This window comes from Corynebacterium sp. MSK310 (genome assembly GCF_030227355.1).
GTDB classification, from domain to species: Bacteria; Actinomycetota; Actinomycetes; order Mycobacteriales; family Mycobacteriaceae; genus Corynebacterium; species Corynebacterium rhinophilum.
On the sequence record NZ_JASPFZ010000001.1, the window covers coordinates 44,890 to 67,502 of the forward strand.

Consider the following 22,613-nt stretch of genomic DNA (forward strand, 5'->3'; position numbering starts at 1 on the left):
GTAAATAACACGATAGAGGTCGTGTTATCCCGCTTTCTGCGGTGTCCGCCTCCCATGCTTTGCATTCTTTGAAAGTAAATCGTGGTGTGTATAGGACCCGTAGCTTGTTGTACCCCTTGGAGGGCTCGTATGAAACTCAATAAGCGTGTTCTCGCTTCTGCAGCTATCTCTGCATCTTTCATGGCTACCGCTGTTACTCCAGTCGCCTGGGCTGCTGGTGAACATCTTAACTGCGTACAGAACTTTCGGGCCGGCGTTGATGCTGGTATTAATGCCAACGTAGCGGAACATCTGCGACGTAACTGTCATTTGAGTGTGGACCAGATCATTCGGCTGAATGTTGAAGATATGAAACAGGTTGCTAGGGAGTTTAAGAAGGACGGTGCTCCTCTTTATTCCGAAGAAGAGTTGAACCGTCTGTCGCCTTCTTACGTCGTCGCTTTAGCGAAGGATATCGACGTTTCTTCCGGTGATACCGGCAAGGGGCCCGCTGATGGCGAGCAGCAGTCCGGGCCTCCTCTTTCGGTGAACGAAGTCAAAGCAGGGGACAGGGAAGTTACTGGCTCGGTGTATTTGCTCCCAGGTCAGCAGAAGACAATTCAGGCACATTTTCCAAGCCGGATCGTTTCGACTAAAGTGCTAAAATTTGACGAAAAGCCTGGTGAAAGGGGTAAAACCGCTGAAGGTAAAGTTGTCACCTTTAAATTCGGTGTTCCTGAAGAAATTCAACTAAACGCCGGGGATGAAATAATGGTTACTCGGTTCCTTGCTGCCGCAGAAGAGGCCACTAACAAGGACGTGCCCGTTAAAGTTATTGTTAAGCCTGCAGAAAGTGGTAAGTCTCCGGGCGATGGTGTCCCTGGCTCTGGAGGGGGCAGCTCTAATTTTGGCAATATCTTTGGCGGAATTGGTGGCTTTGCTAGTTTGGCTGCTGTGGTGGCAGGGGTTGCTAAAATTTTCAACCAGAACTCAAGTCTCGGTCGTCTCTTGCAGCCACTCCGTGACCTTTTGTCGCAGTTTAATATCAAGTTCTAATCCCGTCTGGATTAGCGGATATACGGATGCTCGATGCCCTGACTAATGCTTCAGGCATTAAATAAACCGGAGCACCTCTTTGCAGGGTGCTCCGGTTTCTATTTGACGAATAGGGTCAGGAAAGCGGGTTTTGATTGTTTAATTTAAATCTCGTGCTACCTGAACGGCCTTATGTTTTGCAGCGATTATGCGACCCAAGCTGAGTTTGATCCTGCATGTGTCGTAGGAGCCGAAGTAAAAGGTGTCGGTCTCTGTTGAGTAGTGTCCATCTCCTGCGATCGTTTTGTTGCACTAAAGGTGAGGCCGTGAAGTGATCTCGCACACTTTTCCAATTGGCCACTTTTGGATGAAAAACCAATATGGTTTACTAATCCTGCGTTTAAAAACGTAAATAGCACGATAAAGATCGTGTTATCCCACTTTCTGCGGTGTTCGCCCCCATGCTTTATCTTCTTTGAAAGCGCATCGAGGCATACAGGACCCGTAGTTCGAAGTACCCCTTGGAAGGTTCGTATGAAACTCAATAAGCGTGTTCTCGCTTCTGCAGCTATCTCTGCATCTCTCATGGCTACCGCTGTTACCCCAGTTGCTTGGGCTGCTGGTGAGCATCTTAACTGCGCACAGAACTTCCGAGCCGGCGTCGATTTTGATGCTCGCATCAATGCCAACGTTGCGGAGCATCTGCAGCGTAACTGCAAGTTGAGTGTGGGGCAGATCACTGAGCTAAGTGTTGGCGAAATGACACAGACAGCTAAGGAGCTCCTGGGGAAGGACAACACTCCTCTTTATTCTGAAGAAGAGTTGAAGCGTTTGTCACATTCTGAGGTTGTCAGGGAAGCGCGGATCAATGGCGCTTCCGACGATGATGGCAAAGGGCCTGCTGAAGGCGGACAGCAGTCTGAGGCTCCTCTAATGGTGAATGATGTGAAGGCAGGGGACAGGGAAATCACTGGCTCGGTGTTTTTGCTCCCAGGTCAACAGAAGAGAGTTCAAATTAATTTCCCAAGCTTCAGGTCTTTAACTACGGACGTAAAGCTTGAGGAAAACTCTGTTGAGGAGGGTGGAGCCTCTAACGGTAAAGCTGTGACCTTTAAATTCGATGTTCCTGAAGAGATTAACTTAAAGGCAGGTGAAACACTACTCTTTAGTTTGCTCTATGATTCCTTGGCTCCAGACGATCGTAAGAGCAAATCCATACCAGTAGTTGTTAAGTCTGCGGATGTGGCTGAGGAAGAGCGTCCAGATTCTGGGGACTCTGAAGGCGAATTCCCGTTTGCTGTTACCGCGGAAGTAAATGACATCAAGGCAGGAGACAAAAAGGTTACCGGTAAGGTTCGTTTGTACCCAGGCCAAGAGGTGGAAATTGAGGCTTCTTTCCCCAGCGGAAAGATTCAGACAACTGTCGTCAAGCTAGAGAAAAAGTCTGCACAGAAGGGCCAAGTTCCTGAAGGTGAGTTTGTCTCGTTCGAAATCGATGTACCTGCGGACGTCAAGCTAATGGCAGGTGACAAGGTAACTGTTTCCCCAGTTCCTCACGTCACGGATCCGAAAACCGGTGAAAGCAATAGCGTAGAGCTCATCGTGAAGGCTGCTGATAAGGGCAGCGAGTCGCAACCCGAGCAGGCCCCTGGTAACGGTAATGGCAAGGGCAAGGAGGGAGGCAGCGGTTCCACAAAGCCGGCACAGCCATCGGTTCCGGGCGCTGAAGGTACCCCTGGTGCTGGAGAGGGTAGCTCAAAGTTCGGCAAGGTCTTTGAAGGAATTCCTGGTTTGGCTGCTTTGGTTGAAGGTGTTGCCAAGTTCTTCAACAAGAACTCGGGCCTCGCTCGCCTGTTGCAACCACTGCGTAACTTCTTTTCACTGTTCAAGTTCTAATCTTGTTTGAATTAGCGGATGAGCGGATTAGTGCGAGCTTGATGCTCAGACTCGGCTACTGGCAGTGACTAAACCGGAGCCCTCCATGAGGAGGTGCTCCGGTTTTTGCGTTTTCTGGCCGAATGTTGCGGGTCTTGGCTTAGCGCACCGGGCCGGGTAGGTGGGCACGCCAGCCGTGAATCACATTGATGAGGCAGCACATGGCCAGCAGGGAGCCGATGAGGAATAGTGCAGTGAAGCCTATGTAGGGCGCGAGCGCGCTAAAGGCCATGGGGATAAAGAAGCCGGTATAGGACACGGAATAGAACACGGCGGTAAGGCCGGCGAGGTCATCTTTTCCGGCGATGCGCTGGACCTCGGAAAGGCCGGCGACAAGTGCTAGGCCGTAGCCGGCGCCCATGACGGCGGCGCTGGTGATGCCGAGCGGGAGGGAAAGCGTGCGTGCGGCGATGGCGCCGAAAATGGTACCGACGGTAATGACGGCCATGGCAACCGCGGAGGCGCGGGCGGAGCGGTGGGTGTCAATGACCTTGCCAAACATTTGGATGCCAACACCGCAGCCCAGCGTAATGACGGTCATGAGGCCGGAAAAGGCGATGGGGGCATCGCCGGCGGAATCGGAAAGCAGCTGCGGCAAGAGGGCATAGGCCGCACCCGCGCAGCCAAATACCCAGGGCGCGACGGGAAGGACGATGCGGGAAAAGCGGCGGTGCGCAGCGGATGGAATGTGCAGCATGTGCAGCATATCGCGGATGCTTAAATCCAAGAATGTGTCTTTGACCGTCTCGCCGCGGGGTGGACGGGTTTCGGGGGTTTTCAATAGCCAGACCGCGGTGATGACGGTGAGCAGGATGTGCAGGACATAGGCCAGGTGGGTGGGCCACGGGCCCCATTGGGCTAGTACCGAGGCCAAGGCGGCGCCAATGAGGAATCCGACGGTAAGGCACATTGATGCCCGGCGCGGTCCTGCGGCGGGGTCACCGCCGGAGCGGGTGATGAGCTCGGAAATCCAGGTGGATCCGACCGCCATGACGATGCCCAGGGCGAGGCCGCACAGTACGCGGCCGGCGGCAATGATGAGGGGCTCTTCGGGAGCGATGGACAGCAGGAATGACCCGGCCAGGGAGAGCGGTGCCGCGGGCAGCATCGTGGGGCGCCGGCCAATGTAGTCCGAGAGCGGCCCAGAGATGAGGAGCGCGGGCACGATGCCGATGACGTAGGCCGCCAAAAGACCATTGACGGTGACCTGTGAAAAGTGGGATTGCTCGCGGTACATCACGAGCAGGGGAGTAAATTCATTGCCGCCCCAGGCAACGGCCACCATGCTGCCTGCGACGGGTAACCAGTCGCGATTGGCGGTGTCTTGACTCATAGTTGATCCTTCGAATTCTTCAGGTGCGAGCGGAGTGCGGAGAGGTAGTCCGGCAGGTTGGCGGTGAGGAGGGCATCGGCAAGCGTGCGGTGCTGGTCGACGAACGCGCGGGCCCGTGCCACATTGCGCCCGATGGCGGTGGCGGTAAAGCGCTGCTGGCGCTCGCGCAGCTGGTGGCCCACGTTGGCCAGCAGGCTATTGCCGGCGCTGTCCATGATGATTTGGTGGAATTGGGCATCTAGGCGCGTGTATTCGCGGAGGTCCTCGGCATCCAGTGCGGCGTCTTGGGCCGCGATGTTTTCGTGCAGGCGCTTGGCGATGCCCCCGCGTTCTTCCTCGCCCAGCTGGCAGATCTTCTCGGCACTGTGGGCATCGACAAGCAGGCGGGCCTCGTAGACCTCCCGGATTTCTTGGGGGCTAATCGGCACGACCAACGCGCCGCGCTTGGGATAAAGCTGCAAAAAGCCCTCGAGCTCCAGGCGCAGGAAAGCCTCGTGGGCTGGGGTGCGGCTGACTCCTACCTCGGCTGCGAGTGCGGCCTCTGACAGCATCTGCGAGGAATCGATGGTGCCGTCGATGATCCTTTCTTTGACTAATTCATAAACCCGCTCCGCGGCAGGCTGCATGCTTGTATCGCTCATGCATACATCTTGCATACAAGATAGTTTAAGCGTCAACCTATTCCCAATTCTGGGGCTGGAGTGTCTTAGACTGGAAGGCATGCAGCGTTGGGTCTTACACATCGATATGGATGCGTTTTTTGCCTCCGTCGAGCAAATGACCCGACCGACTTTGCAGGGCCGGCCGGTGCTCGTCGGTGGGGTCGGCGGCCGCGGGGTCGTCGCCGGGGCATCCTATGAGGCGCGCGAATACGGTGCGCACTCGGCGATGCCGATGTATCGCGCCCAACAATTGGTGGGCCTGCGCGCGGTGGTGGTAAGCCCGCGCCGGGCGGTGTATTCGGCGGCCTCGCGCCGGGTATTTGAGATCATCTCCCAGCACGTGGAGGTGATCGAGCAGCTATCCATCGATGAAGCCTTTATGGAGCCAGAGGCATTGGTGGGTGCGACGGCGGACGAGGTGCAACAGTGGGCGGATGGCCTGCGCGCGCTCATCCGGGAGGAAACAGGCCTGCCGTGTTCCATCGGCGCGGGCTCCGGCAAGCAATTTGCCAAGATCGGCTCCGGTGAAGCCAAGCCCGATGGCACCTATGTCATCCCAGCGGAAAAGCAGCTGGAGATGCTGCATCCGCTCGCGGTGGGAAAGCTGTGGGGTGTGGGGCCGGTCACGGAGGCCAAGCTCAAAGGCATCGGGGTGGAGACCATCGGCGCGCTGGCCGCCATGACCCAAAAGGAGGTGGAAATCTCCATCGGCAGCGTCGCCGGCGTGCAGCTGTGGCAGCTCGCGCAAGGCATCGACGATAGGGAAGTGGCACCGCGTGCGATATCCAAACAGATTTCCACGGAGCACACCTATCCCAAGGACCTGCTCACGGTTGCCGATGTCGATGCGGCAATTACCCGCGCGGCCGAGGGCGCACACCGCCGCCTGCTCAAGGATGGCCGCGGGGCGCGCACGGTGACGGTAAAGCTGCGGATGGCAGACTTCCATATCGAATCGCGCTCGACCACCCTGGCCTATGCCACCGATGACCTGGAGGTATTGACCGCAGCCGCCTTCAAGCTGGCGCGCTACCCGGATGAATTGGGCCCCATCCGCTTGGTGGGGGTGAGCTATTCCGGCCTGGAAGCCGCGCGCCAAGACGTGCTATTTCCGGAGCTCGACCGCGAAATCGTGCGGCCCGTGCTGCCGGATAGTGACTATGAAACGGGCGTGAGCGATGACTCCCCGCCACCGGCGCCGACCACCGTGGTGGTCGAAGACGATGTGGAGGATCAGTGGCACGCCACCCAGGACGTCTACCACCCGGAATTTGGCCACGGTTGGATCCAAGGCACCGGGCACGGGGTGGTCAGCGTGCGTTTTGAAACACGTGCCAACGGACCCGGCCGCACGAAATCCTTTGCCGCCAGCGACCCCGATTTGGTGCCAGCCGATCCGCTCGATTCCTTAGACTGGCACGACTGGCTGGAAACCCAAGATTAGATAGCAACATAGCGCTTGGGGTCAGGGTTTTGCCGGAATACCTCGGCGGGGTCCGTGCCGGTGGCCAGCGCCGCGGCCAACAAGATGCGCGCCTGGCTGGGGCGGAAGGCCCACGCGTTGATCGCGCCCAGGCTATGCAGGTTCGCCCCGCCGCCGTCGCCGCCATAGGACAACGCGGTTTCCCCATACGGGGTGCGGGTGGAAATGACGACGGGGAGGCCGTCGCGGAGGGCATCGGCAATCGCGCGGCCCATGTCCCCACTCATATTGCCCGCGCCCATGGCCTCAATGATGAGACCGGCGGCGGAAGCGCGGGCGGCATCGACAAGCACGCGCCCCGCACCCGGGTAGGCAGGGATGATTTCTACCGGGTGCGGCGCCAAGGGGCGCGGCCGTAGCCGCGGGGTGGTATCAGGCACGCGCAGGGACTCGAAAGCGCGCAGGTCAGAGGTGTGCTGCTTGCGGGCCCCGCGCGCCGGGATGGTCATGCCGCCAAAGCAGATAAAGACGCCGGGCCGCCCACTGAGGGCGAGCTCACGCGCATCGCGGAGATTGCGCGGGCCGTCCGGGTGCGGGTGATCGTAGGAGCGCTGCGCGCCGGTGAGCACAATGGGCGTATCGCTGGCGCAAAAAATCTCCAGCGCCATCGCCGTCTCCTCCATCGAATCGGTGCCATGAGTGATGATGACGCCGTCAATGTCCGCGCGGGCGGTCTGCTCGTTGACCACCGCAATGAGCTCGTCGAGGTCCGCAAGCGTAATAGAAGAGGAATCGAGCTGGCGAAATTCCACAACCTCGGCGTCGATATCGGCCGCGAGCTGCACGCCGGTGACGGTGGGAACGAGGGAACCATCCTGCACCGTGGTGCAGGCAATCGTGCCGCCGGTGGCGATGAGGGCGAGATGAGTCATGCATTCCAGAATAAAAGAAGACGCGCCGAGGCGGCAGGCGCGAACCAGAACAGCTGGGGCAAATGTAAACTGATGGGAGTTTATATCCCAGACGTGAGGAGTGAGAAGTGAAATTCCGCAAATTTGGTGCCGCGTGCCTCGCATTGAGCGCGGCGGCCGCCCTGTCCGCCTGCTCTTCTGATGACGAGCAAGAAGATACCACCAAGAACAGCGAATCCAGCGAATCTGCGTCCGCTGACGGCGATTCCGCGGCCCCCGCGCTGCCGTCCGCCGCTGACTTGAACGCCATCCTGGCAAAGGCCACGGACCCGGCGGCATCGCAGGAAGAAAAGACCGCCACGGTGGAAGGCGGCGAATCCGCCCCAGAGATCTTTGACACCATGGCGCGCTCCAAGGAAGAATCCGGCGCGGAATTTGCGGTCGTGGATCCCGTCCTGCCCGGCTATGACCCGCAATCCGTGCTGACCACGGTGAATTTCACCACCGCAGATGGCCAGGAGCAGACCGCGGACCAGGTGGAATTCATTTATCAGGATGGCACCTGGAAGCTGTCGAAGACCTGGGCCTGCACGCTGATTCAAAACACGGTGCCGCCTGAGCAGGTTCCGGAGATGTGTGCCGATACCGGTGCGGGCGCGCTGCCTGCCGATGAAGGCGACGCTGCCCCTGCCCAGGGCGATGCCCCCGCAGCCGGCGCAGAGCAGGCGCCTGCCGAGGCCCCCGTAGAGGCTCCCGCCGAGTAAATCCTGTTACTCAGAAAACGCCAGCTCCGTCAGGCTTGATTGCACCACGCGCAGGTCTGAATCGGCGGTGCCGTAGGTTACCTTCGTATCGAAGGACACGTCACCGCCCACGGGGAGCGGCTTGGTCAGATCCACCGTGACGTTGCCCGAGGAATTGGTAGAAGAATCCAGCACGTCGAGTTCCTTATCCTCCAACTCCGTGCCCGCGGCCTGACCTTCGAAGGATAAAGCGCCCAGGGTGGGGCGTTGTTCCACCTCGACGGATAGCGTGACGCGGTCACCATCGATGGACTTGACCGTATAGCGTGTCGTTTGCAGGAGCGTGGATTCCCCCGTTACGCGCGAATCCACCGTCCACGTCGCGCCGGTGCCCACCTCTTCCTCTGGGAAGACGATGGGCAGCGCGGTCAGCTTCATGATGGCCTGTTCGACGGTGCCGCGCGCCTCATCGCTCGCGTCCTGCGGGGCGGCCAAGCGCAGGGAATTCATCTGGCCATTATCTTGACCGCGCCAGCCGAATTGGAACCCGGAAGCAGAAGAGATATCGGTATCGCCGGAATATTCCGGATCCCCCGCGGTGACAAACGCGTTGCGCGAGGCCGGCAATTGATCCTCGACGTCCTCGGTGGCTTTATCCACGGAAGCCGAAAGCGGCAGGGTAGTGGTCGCCTTATCTACGTCCGCGGCCTGGAAATCGGCGGCGGCGGATTTATTCAGCAAGTCCTGCGAAAATCCCTCCGTGGCGCGGTAAGTTACCTCCTGCGAGGAGTCGATGTCGTGATATTCCAGCAGTTTCTTCTCACCAGTTCCGGCATCTTCGACGGTCAGGCGAGGGGCATCGATAGTCAGGCCGACCGGCTGCTCCACTGCAGGGCCGGGGGTCTCATAAGAACAGGCGCTTAGCGCTACGGCGACGGCGGAAAGGGCTGTAAAAACTTTGACTCGAAACACGCTTACCAAAATACCGGACACTCCAGATTAGAATGATGTGGGTGAGCCAAAAACGAAGGAGTAAGACAGGTCTTATCGCCGCGGTGGTCATCGCCGTGGCGGTTGTGGATCAAGCCGTAAAACAACTCATGCTTACCGTCCTGACGGAGGGCGAGCCGCATTATGTCATCGGGGACTGGTTCAGGTTTAACCTGCTCTTTAACCCCGGCGCGGCGTTTTCCATCGGTGGCGAGGGATCGACCTGGCTGTTTACCACCATTCAATTGGCGTTCGTCTTAGGCGTTGCCATAGCCGCCCCGCGCATCCACAATACGGGCCAGGCGCTGGGGTTGGCGCTCATTGCCGGCGGGGCATTGGGCAATTTTGCAGACCGCATCTTCCGCGACCCAGGCTTTTGGTTCGGTCACGTTGTGGACTATATCTCGGTCGGCTCGTTCGCGGTCTTTAATATCGCAGATGCGGCCATTACCTGCGGCGTCGTCATCTTCATCGGCGCCATGCTAATTGCGGAACGGAGGGCGGAAAATGAATAGGCAATTGCGCAGTTTCCCCATTCCAGAAGGCTTGGAGGGCATGCGTGCCGATGCCGCGCTTGCCAAGCTCCTCGGCCTCTCCCGCTCGGCTACTGCCCAGCTGTGCGCCGAGGGCGGGGTCACCGTGGATTCGCAGGAGCTGGGTAAATCCGAGCGCCTGGCATCCGGCCAGGTGGTCACGGTGCTGCTTCCGGAGCCGGAAAAGCCCCTGCTGCCGCGCGAGGAGCTGGTGGAGGGCATGGACGTTTTATATAGCGATGCCGATATCATCTGCGTGCACAAACCCGTGGGCGTCGCCGCGCACCCGAGCGTGGGCTGGGATGGGCCGACGGTCATCGGCGGGCTGCGCGCGGCAGGGTACAACGTGGCCTCGCTTGGCCCCACCGAGCGGCAGGGCATCGTCCACCGCCTGGACGTGGGCACATCCGGGGTCATGGTGGTGGCTTCCTCAGGGCGCGCCTACTCGGCGCTCAAGCAGGCATTTAAGTCCCGCACCGTGAAAAAGACCTATCACGCGGTGGTCCAGGGCCTGCCCGATCCGATCGAAGGCACCATCGATGCTCCCATCGGCAGGCACCCGAAATCGGGCTGGAAATTCGCCGTGCTGGATGATGGCAAAGCCGCGGTAACCCACTACCGCCTCATCGAGGCCTTTCGCGAGGCCAGCCTCATCGAGGTGCACTTGGAAACCGGCCGCACCCACCAGATCCGCGTCCACATGTCCGCCACCGGGCATCCCTGCGTCGGCGATCCCATGTACGGCTCGAATCCGCAGCTTTCTGCCCGCCTGGGCTTGGAGCGCCAGTGGCTGCATGCGGTGCAGCTGGGCTTTACCCACCCCGGCACCGGGAAGTGGTTCGAGGCCCGCGCGCCCTATCCCGATGACCTGCAGCATGCCCTGGAGCGACTGCAGGGATGAGGAAGTTTTATTGGCGGCGCCGCCTAGCGGCACTGGTGCTGGTGCTGGTGGCGGGCGTGGTGGCTCTGGTGCTTTTTGGCACGCTGGGCACGCAGGCATCCACGCGCGTGCAAGGCGATCAGCTGGGCCCGGACGGGGAATCGCGCGCGGAGTATATTGAGCGCGTCAAGTCCATGGACATCGATCCGGATGCCGCCACGTATGCGCTGGTCACCTTCGATACCGAGCTGCCGCCAGTCGCCGTCGCCGCCGCGCTGACTGATATTCCGCGCATGGACACCATCCTGATGGGCTCGACCGCGCCTATCGCGGTGCCGGAGCCTGTTGCCGGCGAGGACCGCGCCGCGGTGATTAACCGCACCTTCGACCGCATCGGTGCCTCCTACGGCCAGCGCCCCAGCGCGGTGAGCGCCGTCGTGGTGTGGGGCACGGGCACCCAGCTTGCCGATGTCGCCTCCCTCCCCGCCATCGCCGCCGTCGAGCCCGCGCCTGCCGATGCCGCCTGGGGTAGTTTCGCCGTGCGCCCACCCAGCTAAATTTGCCATCCTGAACGCTTCGCCGCGCGGGGTGCGGGGTGCAGGCTTAGCATCGGGGGCATGGAACACATTCGGGCATATATTGCGGCTTTAAACTCGGCGATGGATATCCTCGCCGAGGCCGCTGATATGCCCGCCTCCGAGCTGACCGCCGCCGGCATGCCGGATGCCGCCGCCTCGTCGATAGCCCACCTCTCTCAGATCTATTTCGGGCCGACCAGTTTCACGCGCCGCCAGCGCCGGGCGGTCGAGGGAGCGCGGCGCAATGGGCATTCGCTGCCGACGTTGGAGGTCATCGAAAAGCACGCCCGCCGCGTGCCCACCCAAGCCCGCGCCTGGGCCCTGCGCGCTGAACTTGCCCAGGTATCCGCCGATACCCAGGCGATGGACAAGCTCGCCCGCAAGAAGGTGCGCGCGCTGCGCCCGCCGCGCGAACCCAAACCAGGGGTGAGGCTGCGCCGCCGCGCCGCGGGCAAACCATGGACGCTAACGATTACAGGTAGCTCCAGCCTCGTCGCGGAGCTGCATAACCAAGCAGGCACGCTTGCCGATGTCGCCGCCCTCTTCCACTCCGGCGCCTCCACCTCCACCGTGCGCACCAACGTGGTAATCCCGCTGGATAAGTTGAGCGCCATCGCGCAGGGCGATAAAGACGTCACGGTCACCATGACCAACGGAGCGCAAATTAGCGGCGCCGAGCTGGCCCAGCGCGCAATGGCGGAGGAAGGCTTTATCACTCTTCTCCACCCCGTGGAGGGGCCAGTGAACCTGTACCGCATGCGGCGCGGGGCAACGTGGAAGCAATTTATGATGGCCGCCGCCGAAAACCCCGTCTGCCCGGCGCGCGGGTGCCACCGCCCAGCCGATGAGTGCCAAGTCCACCACATCTATAGCTGGGCCGGCGGCGGGTGGACCAATGCCAAGAACCTCACCGTCGCGTGCCCGCATCACAACGGCCGCAATGACGACGACCGCGCCGCCCGCCCCCGCAATGGCCGCTTCGAACGCGTGCACGGCGGCGTGCGGTGGATTAAACCCTGGCAGCCGCCACCGCCGGACCTCGTCGATACCGGGCCCAGTTAGCTCACAACGTTGAGCCGGGCCCAACCCTCAGCGGCGACTTTCCCGCCCGCGAATTCCTAAGCGCCGAGCTCATCCACAGCGCATTTCTGCGTGCCGTTTTTCGCGCTGCGCACTCCTGTGCGCAGCGCCCCGTTGCCGCGCGCTTTTGCACACCCCTCTTCCACACCGCTAACTTTTGCGTGCCGTTTTCTCGCGCTGTGCACTACTGCGCGCGGCTCACGCACCGTCTTTCGCGCTGCGAATTTCTGCGCGCAGGTTTACCTGCGCCGCGCACTCTTGCGCGGCGCGTTGTGGCGAACGCGGATGAGATCTGCAATGTAGATGCTGACTGCTACGCCGATGATGCCGAAGCCAATCCACCGGTGCGTGGAGAAGTGTTCTTGGGTGACAAAGAGCGCCCACAGCATCTGCATGATGGGGGTGAGGTATTGGAGCATGCCGATCGTCGACAAGCGCAGCGTCCGCGCGCCTTGGGCGAAGCACAATAGTGGCAGCGCGGTAATCAGGCCGGCGCTGATTAAAAGCAGCATGTGTGGCGTGCCTTCCGTAACGAAGGTGCCTCGGCCTGCCTGTTCAATCCACACGATATAGGCAATGGCAATGGGGGAGACCACCAAAGACTCTGCCGCGACCGAGACCGCCGCCGATACCCGCACCTGTTTCTTGATGAGGCCGTAAATGCCAAACGATGCCGCCAACAACAGCGAGATATACGGCGCCTTGCCAGTAAAGAAGGTCAGATACAGCACCGCGATTGCCGCCACGGCGACGGCGGTCGCCTGTCATGGGCGCAGCTGCTCCTTTAAGAAGATCATGCCGAGCGCCACCGATACCAGAGGATTGATGAAATATCCTAAAGCGGCATCGGCTACGTGATCGGTATTAATCGCCAGCACATAGGTCCCCCAATTGACCGTGATGAATACGCCCCCGGCGGCAAGCCAGCCCCACGTGCGCTTGTCCAAGCGCACCAATTCGCGCCAGCCGCCGCTGCAGATTAAAAACGCCGTGACGATAACCGCGGTCCACAACACGCGATGGGCGAGGATTTCCAGCGGTGTGGCCGGTAGCAGGAGCGGGAAGAACGCGGGGAAGAACCCCCACATGATGTATGCGGCGAGCGTGTAGATCATCCCCGCATAATATCGTCATCTTGACCGCCCCGCTAAGATGACCGCATGGCCAAAAATTCCTCCTTCGTCCACCTGCATAACCATACCGAGTTCTCCATGCTGGACGGCATGGCCAAGGTCGATATGTTGGCTGATGAGGTGGTCAAGCAAAACATGCCCGCCGTGGGCATGACAGACCATGGCAATATGTATGGATCCGATGCCTTTTACAAGCGCATGACCAGCGCCGGGGTGAAACCCATCATCGGCATCGAGGCCTACATGGCCCCGGAATCGCGCTTTAATAAAAAACGCGTGTTGTGGGGCACTCCGGATCAAAAGCGCGACGATGTCTCCGCCTCGGGTGCGTATTTGCACCAGACGATGATCGCGGAAAACGCCACCGGGCTGCGCAACCTGTTCACGTTGTCCTCGCTCGCCTCCTACGAAGGCCAGCTGGGCAAGTGGCCGCGCATGGATGCGGAGCTCATCGCTGAGCATGCTGATGGCATCATCGCCACCACCGGCTGCCCATCCGGCGATGTACAGACCCGCCTGCGCCTCGGTCAATTCAATGAGGCCCTCGAGGCCGCGGCCATGTGGCAAGACATCTATGGCAAGGACAACTTCTTCTTGGAGTTGATGGACCATGGGCTGGACATCGAAAAGCGCACGCGCGATGGGTTGCTCGAAATCGGCCGCAAGCTGGACCTGCCGCCGCTGGTGACCAATGACTGCCACTACGTGCTGGAATCCCAGGCGCCGGCGCACGAGGCCATGCTGTGCGTGCAGACCGGTAAGACGTTCATGGACCCAGACCGTTTCAAGTTCGGTGGTACCGGCTACTACATCAAGTCCGCCGCGCAGATGCGCGATACCTGGGACGACCTGATTCCGGATGGCTGCGATAACACCCTGTGGATTGCCGAGCGCGTGCAGGACTACAGCGAGGTGTGGGAAGAACACACCCACGACCGCATGCCCATTGCCGATGTCCCCGAGGGCCACACGCCCACCTCCTGGCTGACCCACGAGGTGATGGAAGGGCTGCAGCGGCGTTTCCCTGGGCGCGATGTGCCGGAGGAGTATATTGAGCGCGCCAAGTACGAGATTTCCGTGATTGAGATGAAGGGCTACCCCTCCTACTTCCTCATCGTGGCGGAACTTATTAAGTACGCGCGTTCTGTAGGCATCCGTGTGGGGCCCGGCCGTGGTTCTGCGGCGGGCGCGCTCGTGGCCTACGCGCTGACCATTACCAATATTGATCCGCTGGAACACGACCTGCTCTTCGAGCGCTTTTTGAACCCCGAGCGCCCGTCCGCGCCCGATATCGATATCGACTTCGACGATCGCCGCCGCGGCGAGATGATTACCTATGCCGCCGAGCGCTGGGGCGAGGATAAGGTCGCCCAGGTCATTACTTTCGGCACGGTGAAAACCAAGCAGGCCATTAAGGACTCCGCTAAGGTGCACTTTGGCCAGCCCGGCTTCCAGATGGCCGACCGCATCAATGGTGCGCTGCCGCCGGCGATTATGGCGAAGGATATTCCGCTGCGGGGCATTACTGACCCCGACCACGAGCGCTATTCCGAGGCCGCTGAGGTCCGCCAGATGGTGGAAACCGACCCGGATGTGAAAAAGATTTATGACACCGCGCGCGGTTTGGAAGGCGTCGTCCGCCAGGCCGGCGTGCACGCCTGCGCGGTGATTATGGCCTCCGTGCGGTTGATGGACCACATCCCGATGTGGAAGCGGCCTGCCGATGGCGCCTATATCACCGGCTGGGATTATCCCGCCTGCGAGGCCATTGGCCTGCTGAAGATGGACTTTTTGGGCCTGCGCAACCTCACCGTTATTGGTGATGCTATCGAAAACATCAAGCGCAACCGCGGCGAGGAAGTGCAACTCGAGCAGCTGCATGCCGATGACCCCAAGGTCTCCAAGGTCTATGACCTGCTCTCGCGCGGGGATACCTTGGGCGTGTTCCAGCTGGACTCCGGTGGTATGCAGGAGCTGCTCAAGCGCATGAAGCCTACCGGATTCAAAGACATCGTGGCCTCCTTGGCCCTGTACCGCCCTGGCCCGATGGGTGTGAATGCCCACTGGGATTACGCCGACCGCAAGAACGGACGCAAGGAAATCACCCCGATTCACCCTGAGCTCGAAGAGCCGCTGAAGGAAATCCTGGATGAGACGTATGGTCTCATCGTCTACCAGGAGCAGATCATGCGTATCTCGCAGAAGGTGGCGAACTACACCGCCGGCGAGGCAGACGGCTTCCGTAAGGCGATGGGTAAGAAAAAGCCCGAGGTCCTAGCCCAGCAGTACGATAAATTTTGGGGCGGCATGCAAGAAAATGGCTACTCCAAATCCGCTATGGATGCCCTGTGGGGGACCATCGAGCCCTTCGCGTCTTACGCGTTTAACAAGTCCCACGCCGCGGGCTACGGGTTGGTCTCGTTCTGGACGGCCTACCTCAAGGCCTACTACGCGCCGGAATACATGGCAGCGCTGTTGACCTCTGTGGGCGATAAGAAGGATAAGTCCGCCATCTACCTGTCGGATTGCCGCCACTTGGGCATTAACGTTTTGCCGCCCTCGGTCAATGAATCCGAAGAGGACTTCCAGGCTGTGGGCGAGGATATTCGCTTCGGCATGGGCGCTATCCGCAATGTGGGCTCGGAAGTCGTCGAATCCATCATTGCTTCGCGCAAGGCAAAGGGGGCGTTTACGTCCTTTAGTGATTACCTTGACAAGATTGACTTGGCAGCGTGTTCCAAGCGCGTGACCGAGGCGCTGATTAAGGCCGGGGCCTTTGATGATTTCCAGCAGCCGCGCAAGGGCCTCATGCTGATTCACGAGGACGCCGTCGATGCCGTGCAGACCACCAAGAAGGCGGCGGATAAGGGGCAATTCGACCTCTTTGCCGGCTTTGGCGGTGGCGACGATGCCTCCTCGGAGGGCGCCTTTGCCATTGATGTGCCGGACGATTCATGGGATCGCAAGCACGAGTTGGCGCTAGAACGAGAGATGCTGGGGCTCTACGTCTCTGGCCACCCACTCGACGGGTTCGAAGAGGCCCTGGCTGCACAGACCAATACGCCGTTGACCAAGATCCTCAACGATGAGGTGCACAATGGGCAGGAACTCATCATCGGCGGCATCATTTCCGGTGTGGACCGCCGCTTTTCTAAGCGCGATGGTTCCCCGTGGGCGATTGTCACGGTAGAAGACCACAACGGCGCGCAGGTAGAGATCTTGGTCTTTAACAAGGTCTACTCGCTGGCAGCGCCGCATATTGTGGAAGACAACATCATCTTGGTGCGCGTGAATGTCAAGGTGCGCGATGAGCGTCGGTCGCTGTTTTGTTCCGATATTCGCGTTCCCGAGCTGGGGCCAGGCGGTGGCGCGAGCCTGCCACTGCGCCTGACCATGCGTACAGACCAGTGCACGATGGAAAATATCGCCCGACTCAAGCAGGTCTTGGTTAAAAATCACGGTGAGTCCGATGTCTACCTTGAGCTTGTCGAGGGCGACCAATCCACCACCATGGTCCTCGGTGAGCACCTCCGCGTGGAACGATCCGGCAACCTCATGGGAGACCTGAAGGCCACGATGGGCGCAGGTATTTTGGGATAGAAACTCCTCCTGTACTTTTTACATACACCGTTACCGCAGTCCAGGGAAAGCAATATCGCTGCACCTGCGGTGACAGCAGAAAACGCTCGCTTCTGCCTCAGAAGTTGGCGTGCCGTCCATGGGTCGGATTTGTGAAAGCGCACAAGTTCCCGCGCGGTCACCGCTGGCAATGTAGTACAAGAGGAGCAGGCAGGCGGTGGCTGGGGAGCTGATCGCGCGCCCCAAATGCCACCGCTTTAATACCGAAATCTACGGAAGTAGCTGACGGACCGGTTCTGGAAGCATCTTATAGAATTGATCGGCTACCTGCGGCATGAAGTGTAGAACACCGCTCAACATGGCGCCGAGGGCAATGACGCCAGCGATGATTCCAACGCCCTTCGCGATGCTGCTGGAGCCGTCTCCCGGCAGCCATGCCCCGGGGACATCGTCAGGAGCGTCGCCGTCTTCATCGGAGGCGTTCTCGCCTTCGTCCTCGGAGCCGCCTACGAGATCGGCGACAGAGAAGACCGTGGTGGTCCCGGACACCTCGTTGCCGGCGATAAGGAGGGCATCGTCGGTAGGAGAGTCTTCCTTGCTAACGAATGCTAGCCCCTCGGGGCCCAAGTCGCCGGCCAACCTGGTGGCGACGGCATTGTCCTCGTTATAGTCCACGGCGAAATCGCGGTTATTGCTATAGGTGACGAACTCGGCATGAGCGGGGTCGGTGACGTCATAGACAAAGATGCCGCCCACGCGCTCCATGCCGATGAAGGCATAGGTTCGGTCACTAACTGTTCCAATCGTCAGAGCTTCCGGTTCGGGGCCTTTATTATTGGAGCGATCGTCAAAGTCGGGATCCTCATTATCGGCATTGAAGTTAAGTCCCTCGATGTCCTTGGTGATTTCCTCGAAGTCGGAGCCGGAATCGAAGACGACGTTGCCCTCGGCATCGTAAATGCTAAAGGAGCGGGACCCGTAGGAATACAGGCCATCGAAGCAGCCCTTTTCCTCGTTCCATCCAGAGGCATTACTCAACTTTAGGTTGCCGGCGTATTTCTTGTCCTCGATGCCTTCTGGCAGGTCGACAGAATCACAGATCTGGCCCTCTTCAACAAGATCTTTCAGCTTGACCTCATCGGTATAGCCGCCCCATTCGCGGGCATCGCCCTCATTAGCGGTGGCGAAGTAGGTCTCGCCGTTGGTCTGGAAGGCGCCAATCGAATCCGGCATGGACAGGCCATGCACAGGGATCGTACGCAGCTTTGCCGCGCCGTCCTTATTGGAGGGATCAATGGGGACATCTGAGTGGTCCGCGATGTGGGCGGGCAACACCTTGTCTACGGTGGCGGAGGCAATATCGACCACTGCGATAGCGTTATTTTCTTGCAAGGTAACATACGCCTTGCCATCGGCGGAGGAAATATACTCAGGCTCAAAGTCAAGCGAAGGCTTGTTGTGGTGGTTTTCTGGGCCGAAGACGCGAATGGACGGGTCAAGTTCTGCATCTGCGCCATCGAAGGCGCGGAAGTCGGCGGTGCGAACATCCGCAGCGGAGGGGGCTTGGACGCCGTCTGGCAGGGAAATGACGGACACGGTTCCTTCTGGGGCTTTTGCGTATTCGGTGCCGTCGGAGTTGAGCTCATCGGATGGCTCGCCCTCATTAGCGGTCAATGCATAGGCACCGTCTTTGGTGATGTGCACGTTATCTGGCAGCGCGCCGAGCGGCACGCGGCCAAGCTCTTGGTCGGAGGTGGCATCGAAAATCAAGGCTTCGCCGTTTTCGGTCTTGTCTGCCTGCTGCACGGCGGCGACGGCGAGGCCATCAGGGCGCACCGCCACGGAGTTGATCTCCTTATCGCCGCCGGCGGAGACCTCAGCAACCTTATTAGGATTGGTGGGGTCGGAGGCGTCCAGTATATCCACCTTGCCCGATTGCGCATTCACCGTGAGAATACGCTGGGAGGCGGCGTGGTAGGCCACGATTTCGGCTGCTGATTTGCCCATCACCCCGGCTTCATACGAGCCGATGGGGCTTAGCTTTACCGCAGCATTGTCGGCGGAGTGTTCTACAACATTATCGACGATATGCGCGTTGGCAGCAGGGGCGCAGCTGAGCACAAGGCAGGCGGCCATGCCGATGGAGGTGCGCTTAAACATAGAGAGAGTCCTTTCTTGTGGAGCACTCCATTATCTCGATCCCACGTAACCGTTGCGCTAAACCGGAATGAAATATAGGTGAATCGGTCGAGCACTAGGTAGGGCGGGTAGACTCTGCAATCATGACTGAATCGACCATCCACGCATCCGATATCCAGCAGGCGCAGGCACGCATCAGCTCCGAAATCGCGCCGACGCCGTTGCAGTATTGCCCCCGGCTTTCTGCGGAAACGGGCTGTGAGGTCTATTTAAAGCGCGAAGATCTCCAGGACGTGCGCTCGTATAAGATTCGCGGTGCGCTCAATAGCATCTCCAGTCTGTCGCAGCAGGAGCGGGAGCGGGGCATCGTGACGGCATCGGCTGGCAACCATGCACAAGGCGTGGCCTATGCCTGCCGCACCATGGGGATTCCGGGCAAGATTTTCGTCCCAGAGCCCACACCCATGCAAAAGCGCGACCGCATCCACGTGCACGGCGGAGACCAGGTGGAACTCGTAGTCGTGGGTGCCAACTTTGACGAGGCCGCAGCCGCCGCGCATGCCGATGCCGCCGAGCGCCACGCCACCTTCATCGAGCCCTTCGATGCCCGCGATACCATCATCGGCCAAGGCACTGTCGCGGCGGAAGTCTTGGCGCAGCTTTCGGCAAAGGGCGCCTCGGTCGACACCATCGTCGTGCCCGTCGGCGGCGGCGGGCTGATTTCTGGCATCACCTCCTATATGGCGGATATGGCACCGCACACCAAGGTGGTAGGAGTGGAGCCGGAAGGGGCGGCATCGCTAAGAGCAGCCTTCCGCAACGGCGGGCCGGTGGCACTAGACAGCGTGGATCCGTTTGTCGATGGCGCGGCGGTCAAGCGCCTGGGCTCGCTGCCTTATGAGATTTTGGAGGCCAACCAAGAGCGCCTGCACTGGGACACGGTCTCTGAGGGGGCGGTGTGCACGGACCTGCTCAACCTGTACCAAAATGAGGGGATTATCGCCGAGCCCGCGGGTGCACTGTCCGTGGCTGGGCTGCAGCGGGTACCGCTGGAGCCGGGTTCGACGGTGGTCTGCGTGATTTCTGGAGGCAATAATGACGTGTTGCGCTACGCCGAAATCATGGAGCGCTCGCTGGTGCACCGCGGCCTGAAGCACTACTTCTTGGTCAATTTCCCGCAGGAACCGGGCCAGCTGCGCCACTTCTTGTCTGAAATCCTGGGGCCCAGCGATGACATCACGCTCTTCGAGTACCTCAAGCGCAATAACCGCGAGACCGGTGCCGCGCTGGTGGGCATTCAGCTAAGCCGCGCCGAAGACCTGGCAGGGCTGAAGGAGCGGATGGCTGAGTCCAAGATTTCGGTGCAGCACCTGCAGCCGAATACCCCCGAGTACGATTTCTTGGTGGCCTAATGCGCGATTCGTATCGGCGTCCCACCGGCCAGGTGGAGCACGAAATTGAGATCAAACGCTCGCGGTTTATCACCTTGATCGGCCGGGTGACGAATGAGGAAGAAGCACGGGCGTTTATCGATGCCGCCCGACAGCGCTTTCCCGATGCCCGCCACCATTGCTCCGCATATGTCTACCACGTCGACGATGCGAACCCCGTGGAGCGTTCCTCCGATGATGGCGAGCCTTCCGGGACGGCCGGAAAGCCCATGCTGGATGTGGTAAAGGGCTCTGGAATGCTTGATATTTGTGCGGTGGTCGTGCGCTACTTCGGCGGTATCAAGCTGGGCGCGGGCGGCCTCGTGCATGCCTATGGCGGGGCGGTTAGCGAGGCCATGGAGAAGGTCGAGGCGGTCACCCGGGCGCGCCGGGAGCTTTATACGGTGGAATGCCCGCACGCCACGGCTGGGCGTCTCGAGGCGGATTTGCGCGGGCGCGGCATCGATATTACCGACACCGAATACGGCGCAGCCGTGACTTTTACGGTCGCCGTGCGCCCGGGTGGGCTCGATGAGCTCCAGGCGATGCTCGCCGCGCTTTCCCAAGGTGAAATCAGCGCGCGCGAAGCAGGTTCTGCCTGGGTTGAGGTAGGATCTGGGTCATGACTATGCAGCAGCGACCGAATAACCCCATTGCGCAGCGTAAACAGCAGGTGCGCAAGCACTCCCGCAACGCCGTTATTTCCGTTGCCGGTGGTGTCGGCGCAGGAGTCGTTTTAGGTGTGCTTTCTGCTAATTTTGCCGCTTGGATGATTTTGGGCCTTATCATCGCCGTGGTGGGCGGCGGATATAACTGGTTGAAGATCCGCAAAATCGTCAACGAGAACCACAATAATTATTAATGCCTACCCCGCAGCCAAGCGGCCGCCCCGTCCGCATTGATGCTTGGGTATGGGCGGTGCGCATGTTCAAAACCCGATCCGCCGCAGCCACCGCGGTGCGCGCCGGGCACGTGAAAATAAACGGTGAAGCGGTAAAACCCGCCCAACAAGTCGTGCCGGGCGATAGGGTGCGCGTGTGGCGCAACCACCACGAGCACGATTTGGAGGTGCTGGCTACCGTTGCCAAGCGCGTGGGCGCGCCGGTGGCGCGCACCTGCTATACCGATCACGCGCCGCCGCCACCGCCCAAGGAATTCCAGCCCGCGGTGCCGGTTCGCCCCCGCGGCGCGGGTAGGCCGACGAAGAAGGAACGCCGCGATATGGAAAAATTCCGCGGCGGATTCCGCTAAGAGTTTGCGCGCAGCGCCTTAAGGCGCGCGTTCAGGCGGCGCCGCCGGCCGGCGCGGTCACCAGATTCAGCGGTGGCTTCGATGTGCTGCTTGCCAAACTTATTGAGCAGCAGATCATCGATAAGGCGCACTTGGCCGGGCCGAAAGCGATAGCGCATGGTGTCGTGGACGTGGGCAATGGCGTCATCGTCAAGCAGCTGCTCGAGCTGGTCTAAGGATCGGATATCGTTTTCCTCCAAGATTTCCGCGAGGAAGCGGTAGTGCTCCGAGCGCGAAAGCGGGAAGCGATTGCCCAAAATGATGGCCAGGACGCCAGGTAAGGTTTCCGGGGTAAGCTCCACGTCCGTATCCGCCTCCGTGCGCGGGGCTTTGAGCGCGGCGATCTCATCGAATTGCTGATCAGCCAATTCGATGAGGCCGGCTGCCAGTGTAAATAGGCGGTCCACCTCAGGCGAGGGCGGGGTAGGGCCTTGCTTATAGCGGATATCGTGCTCAAATTCCGCCCATGCGTGCTGCAGCACGGTGCGAATTTGTACCTCAAAGGTCCAGCCCACGAAATCGGCGAGCTCCTCCATGGCCGCCGCACTATCGTCGGTCACGGTGAGCACCAGGTGGTGGGAGCCGTACCCAAAGCCGCCGGAAATGCGGGTCTCGGCCGCCTTATCCACAGAGCGCACGACCTTGAAGGACTCGCCCAGCACGTCTAGCGCATTGGGAATGGTGGTGGAGTGGTACAAGGTGACGCGCACGCCCATGACATCGTGGATATCATCCCACGGGGTGGGGTAGATAAAATCGCCGTCCTCGCCCCGCTTCTTAGCCTTGCGCTTGAGTGAGGACCACGCCTTGACGCGGGTGGATACCCGGTCAAAGATGATGCCGGCGTCATTGAGCAGGTCCTCGATGGCGGTGCGAAAATCCTCCGCCGCCGTGGGGTGGCTGCGGGTCCAGGCATGGTACTGATTGCTCAGCCGCGACATCCTGCTTTCCGCCATGGTG

19 protein-coding genes and 1 pseudogene are annotated in these 22,613 nt (G+C 60.2%); 13 read left to right on the plus strand and 7 right to left on the minus strand.

Going from position 1 to position 22,613, the window contains the following annotated elements:
* Positions 1-129 precede the first annotated feature (129 nt).
* Positions 130-1,035 (plus strand): hypothetical protein, encoded by a 906-nt coding sequence (locus QP891_RS00215; protein WP_284783525.1) that lies wholly within the window; start codon positions 130-132, stop codon positions 1,033-1,035.
* A gap of 513 nt (positions 1,036-1,548) precedes the next feature.
* A complete protein-coding gene (locus QP891_RS00220; RefSeq protein WP_284816789.1) occupies positions 1,549-2,910 on the plus strand; it encodes a hypothetical protein in 1,362 nt (453 codons plus the stop codon).
* A gap of 139 nt (positions 2,911-3,049) precedes the next feature.
* Here the strand turns inward: QP891_RS00220 and QP891_RS00225 are convergent, their stop codons facing one another.
* Positions 3,050-4,282 (minus strand): MFS transporter, encoded by a 1,233-nt coding sequence (locus tag QP891_RS00225; RefSeq protein WP_284782240.1) that lies wholly within the window; start codon positions 4,280-4,282, stop codon positions 3,050-3,052.
* Positions 4,279-4,923: a GntR family transcriptional regulator gene (locus QP891_RS00230; RefSeq protein WP_284769527.1), complete on the minus strand. Its 645-nt coding sequence runs from the start codon at positions 4,921-4,923 to the stop codon at positions 4,279-4,281. The genes QP891_RS00225 and QP891_RS00230 overlap by 4 nt, the downstream gene beginning before the upstream one ends.
* Positions 4,924-5,002: 79 nt before the next feature.
* Here QP891_RS00230 and QP891_RS00235 point away from each other — a divergent pair, with 79 nt between their 5' ends.
* Positions 5,003-6,388, plus strand: a complete 1,386-nt coding sequence (locus QP891_RS00235; protein ID WP_284782238.1) for a DNA polymerase IV — start codon at positions 5,003-5,005, stop codon at positions 6,386-6,388.
* On the opposite strand, the gene QP891_RS00240 is transcribed toward QP891_RS00235, so the two are convergent.
* Positions 6,385-7,299, minus strand: coding sequence for an asparaginase (locus QP891_RS00240; protein WP_284782236.1), 915 nt, complete (start codon positions 7,297-7,299; stop codon positions 6,385-6,387). The two genes, QP891_RS00235 and QP891_RS00240, sit on opposite strands and share 4 nt — an antisense overlap.
* 107 nt (positions 7,300-7,406) lie before the next feature.
* Here QP891_RS00240 and QP891_RS00245 point away from each other — a divergent pair, with 107 nt between their 5' ends.
* Complete coding sequence (locus tag QP891_RS00245; RefSeq protein WP_284769530.1) at positions 7,407-8,042, plus strand: WKL family lipoprotein; 636 nt, start codon at positions 7,407-7,409, stop codon at positions 8,040-8,042.
* Positions 8,043-8,048: 6 nt separating this feature from the next.
* Here the strand turns inward: QP891_RS00245 and QP891_RS00250 are convergent, their stop codons facing one another.
* Complete coding sequence (locus tag QP891_RS00250) at positions 8,049-8,993, minus strand: hypothetical protein (RefSeq protein WP_284769531.1); 945 nt, start codon at positions 8,991-8,993, stop codon at positions 8,049-8,051.
* A gap of 32 nt (positions 8,994-9,025) precedes the next feature.
* On the opposite strand from QP891_RS00250, the gene lspA reads away from it, so the two are divergent.
* The 4 genes from lspA to QP891_RS00270 are packed head-to-tail and all read left to right on the plus strand — an operon-like array spanning position 9,026 to position 12,064.
* On the plus strand, positions 9,026-9,526 hold the full coding sequence (gene lspA / locus QP891_RS00255; RefSeq protein ID WP_284782235.1) for a signal peptidase II: 501 nt from the start codon (positions 9,026-9,028) through the stop codon (positions 9,524-9,526).
* Positions 9,519-10,445: an RluA family pseudouridine synthase gene (locus QP891_RS00260; protein WP_284782234.1), complete on the plus strand. Its 927-nt coding sequence runs from the start codon at positions 9,519-9,521 to the stop codon at positions 10,443-10,445. The genes lspA and QP891_RS00260 overlap by 8 nt, the downstream gene beginning before the upstream one ends.
* Positions 10,442-10,981, plus strand: coding sequence for a hypothetical protein (locus QP891_RS00265; protein ID WP_284784512.1), 540 nt, complete (start codon positions 10,442-10,444; stop codon positions 10,979-10,981). Before QP891_RS00260 ends, QP891_RS00265 begins: the two co-directional genes overlap by 4 nt.
* A gap of 60 nt (positions 10,982-11,041) precedes the next feature.
* On the plus strand, positions 11,042-12,064 hold the full coding sequence (locus QP891_RS00270) for an HNH endonuclease signature motif containing protein (RefSeq protein WP_284784509.1): 1,023 nt from the start codon (positions 11,042-11,044) through the stop codon (positions 12,062-12,064).
* Positions 12,065-12,321: 257 nt separating this feature from the next.
* Here QP891_RS00270 and rarD read toward each other — a convergent pair.
* Positions 12,322-13,197, minus strand: a pseudogene (gene rarD, locus QP891_RS00275) (EamA family transporter RarD).
* Between the two features lie 45 nt (positions 13,198-13,242).
* On the opposite strand from rarD, the gene dnaE reads away from it, so the two are divergent.
* Positions 13,243-16,815 (plus strand): DNA polymerase III subunit alpha, encoded by a 3,573-nt coding sequence (gene dnaE / locus QP891_RS00280; RefSeq protein ID WP_284816791.1) that lies wholly within the window; start codon positions 13,243-13,245, stop codon positions 16,813-16,815.
* A gap of 249 nt (positions 16,816-17,064) precedes the next feature.
* On the opposite strand, the gene QP891_RS00285 is transcribed toward dnaE, so the two are convergent.
* Positions 17,065-18,954, minus strand: coding sequence for a choice-of-anchor I family protein (locus QP891_RS00285; protein ID WP_284816793.1), 1,890 nt, complete (start codon positions 18,952-18,954; stop codon positions 17,065-17,067).
* Between the two features lie 122 nt (positions 18,955-19,076).
* Here QP891_RS00285 and ilvA point away from each other — a divergent pair, with 122 nt between their 5' ends.
* From ilvA to QP891_RS00305, 4 genes are read left to right on the plus strand one after another with little or no spacing between them, the layout of a single operon-like run.
* Positions 19,077-20,345 (plus strand): threonine ammonia-lyase IlvA, encoded by a 1,269-nt coding sequence (gene ilvA / locus QP891_RS00290; protein ID WP_284784504.1) that lies wholly within the window; start codon positions 19,077-19,079, stop codon positions 20,343-20,345.
* Positions 20,345-20,989 (plus strand): YigZ family protein, encoded by a 645-nt coding sequence (locus tag QP891_RS00295; protein ID WP_284769540.1) that lies wholly within the window; start codon positions 20,345-20,347, stop codon positions 20,987-20,989. Before ilvA ends, QP891_RS00295 begins: the two co-directional genes overlap by 1 nt.
* Entirely contained in the window at positions 20,986-21,225 is a 240-nt protein-coding gene (locus QP891_RS00300; protein ID WP_284769541.1) for a hypothetical protein, read from the plus strand. The genes QP891_RS00295 and QP891_RS00300 overlap by 4 nt, the downstream gene beginning before the upstream one ends.
* Complete coding sequence (locus QP891_RS00305) at positions 21,225-21,614, plus strand: RNA-binding S4 domain-containing protein (RefSeq protein WP_284769542.1); 390 nt, start codon at positions 21,225-21,227, stop codon at positions 21,612-21,614. Before QP891_RS00300 ends, QP891_RS00305 begins: the two co-directional genes overlap by 1 nt.
* Here the strand turns inward: QP891_RS00305 and QP891_RS00310 are convergent.
* Positions 21,611-22,609 carry a GTP pyrophosphokinase gene (locus tag QP891_RS00310; protein ID WP_284769543.1) on the minus strand — a complete coding sequence of 333 codons (999 nt, stop codon included), beginning with the start codon at positions 22,607-22,609 and terminating at the stop codon, positions 21,611-21,613. The two genes, QP891_RS00305 and QP891_RS00310, sit on opposite strands and share 4 nt — an antisense overlap.
* Between the last annotated feature and the right edge of the window lie 4 nt (positions 22,610-22,613).